Below are 2,236 nucleotides of genomic sequence, written 5' to 3' on the forward strand. Positions count from 1 at the left end.
TGCACTACGTGGCCGCCCGCGACGCGATCACGTGCCCAAGGCCAGCCGCGCCGACGGGTGCCTCGGCGAGCCACGGAATCAGTACGCTGCGCTGCGCCAGTTCGTCCGCCACGCGGCGCACGAACGGCACCTCGCAAGCGCCCCGCTGGCACAGCACCGGATCCGTCGTGCCGCTCGCCAGCAGCGACTGGTTGATGACCCACGCGTAGGGCCTGATGCCGGCGCGCGCAAGGTCGTCGCTCAGCCGCTCCGCTTCGTGAACCGGTGTCGCTTCAGGCAGCGTGACGATGAGGATCCGGCTGTATTCCGGGTCGCGCAGACGCGGCAGCAACTGACGGACTGACTCCGGCATCTCGCCCTGCGTGCGCATCACTTCGCGGTGATAGGCCTCGGCTGCGTCCAGCAGCAGGATGGTGTGCCCGGTCGGCGCCGTGTCCAGTACCACAAAGCCGGACTTGCCTTGATCGACAGTGCGCGCGAAGGCCCTGAAGACGGCGATTTCTTCAGTGCAGGGCGAGCGCAAGTCCTCTTCGAGCATTGCCCGGCCGCCCGCATCGAGCTGCGAAGCCGCCTTGCCCAGCACCTCCGCGGTGTACTGCTGCACTTCCCGCGCCGGGTCGATGCGTGTGACGCTCAGGCGGGGCACGACGCCATCGACAGTGGCGGCCACATGCGAGGCCGGGTCGGTGGTCGAGAGGATCACGTCGTGTCCGCGGCCGGCCAGCGCAACTGCGATCGCGGCCGCTACCGTGGTCTTGCCTACGCCGCCTTTACCCATCGTCATGATCACGCCGTGGCCCGCAGCCGACAGTTCGTCGACGAGGCCGCCCAGACCAGGCGGCAAGGCGGTGTCGGGCATCCGGCGTTCGGTCGGCATGCGCACGCGTTCGGGATGTGCCATGTCGCGCAGTGCATCCAGCCCGACCGTGCCGCGCGGCAGAAACGGAATGCACGTCTGTGGCAAGCCGGCCAGCTCACGCGGCATACCGGCCAGCGCCTGTTGCGCGCGCTGCGCCATGGCCGTTGCGATCGCGTCGTCGTTGCGGTCTGTGGAAAAGAGGCCGTTGATTGCCAGCACCTGGTTGCGAATGCCGAGGTCGGCCAGTTCGTGCCGCGTGCGATTCGCTTCGCGCAGCGCCGCAACTTCGGGGCGGCTCACCAGAACGATGGTGGTCTCCGCTGCGCTCGACAGGCGTTCGACGGTCGCCGCGTACAGGGCCTTCTGCTTCTCCAGCCCGGCCAGTGGCCCGAGACAGGATGCGCCTCCCGTCGACGACGAGATGAACTCGTTCCATGCCGATGGCAGCGTCAAGAGGCGCAGCGTGTGCCCGGTCGGTGCCGTATCGAAAATCACGTGATCGAAACCGGCCGTTGCGGCGGGGTCGCCGAGCAGTTTGGAGAATTCATCGAAGGCCGCTATCTCGACCGTGCACGCCCCGGAAAACTGCTCTTCCATGTTGCGGATCGCCGCGGCAGGCAGGACACCGCGATACGGTCCGACCATGTGTTCCCTGTAGGCCTGCGCGGCCGCTTCCGGATCGATGTTCAACGCGAACAGGCCTGGCGCGCCCGGCACCGCGGTCGGCAACTGACTCAGAAGGACGCCGAGTACCTCGTCGAGATTGGAGGCGGGGTCCGTACTGACGATGAGCACCTTCTTGCCGGCATCCGCCAAGGCGATGCCGGTGGCACAGGAAAGCGAGGTCTTGCCCACACCGCCTTTGCCGGTGAAGAAGAGATATCGGGTCTGCGCTTCAGGAAGGGACATGAGCGCCCCCCTGGCAGCAGCCTGAGCCCGGCGAACAACAACTGCCGGCCCTGATGTGGGGCTTTTCCGCCGTCGTCAGGGCAATGCCGAGTTTCTGCGCGAGCTGCTGCCGGGACGGATACAGCCCTGTCGATACGATATGGCCATCGATTGCAAGGATCGGCAGCCGCTCCATGCCGGCTTCCATTTCCTTGACCACCGCGGCATTGGCGGCGAACGCCTGCGGTTCCTGGCCCAGGTTGTAGCGGGACACGGTCACGCCGTGCGCCTCGACCCACTTCAGGTCGGCGGCAAATTGCGCGAGCACGGGGTCCACATCCACACCGCAAACGCCCGTCGAACAGCACATCGCGGGATCGAACACTTCGAGTTTCTTCATGGCAGGCCCCTCAGAGCAATCAGGATCGAGCGATTTCCACAAGCACGGATGCGTCTGCGGACAGAGGTGCGTGAATTCGGGCAGACCGC

Annotated in this window: 2 protein-coding genes; both read right to left on the reverse strand. The window is 66.4% G+C overall.

Translation table 11 applies throughout. From position 1 onward, the window contains the following. Positions 1 to 4: 4 nt before the first annotated feature. The gene (gene arsA / locus BHE01S_RS35715) at positions 5 to 1,768 is read right to left on the reverse strand and encodes an arsenical pump-driving ATPase (protein ID WP_042273194.1); all 1,764 of its coding nucleotides are present in this window, start codon (positions 1,766 to 1,768) and stop codon (positions 5 to 7) included. Next, positions 1,755 to 2,236: arsenite efflux transporter metallochaperone ArsD (arsD, locus tag BHE01S_RS35720; RefSeq protein ID WP_042273196.1), on the reverse strand; the 482-nt coding region annotated here is incomplete at its 5' end. The genes arsA and arsD, both read right to left, overlap by 14 nt.

This window comes from Paraburkholderia heleia NBRC 101817, from assembly GCF_000739775.1.
In the GTDB taxonomy this organism is placed as follows: domain Bacteria; phylum Pseudomonadota; class Gammaproteobacteria; order Burkholderiales; family Burkholderiaceae; genus Paraburkholderia; species Paraburkholderia heleia.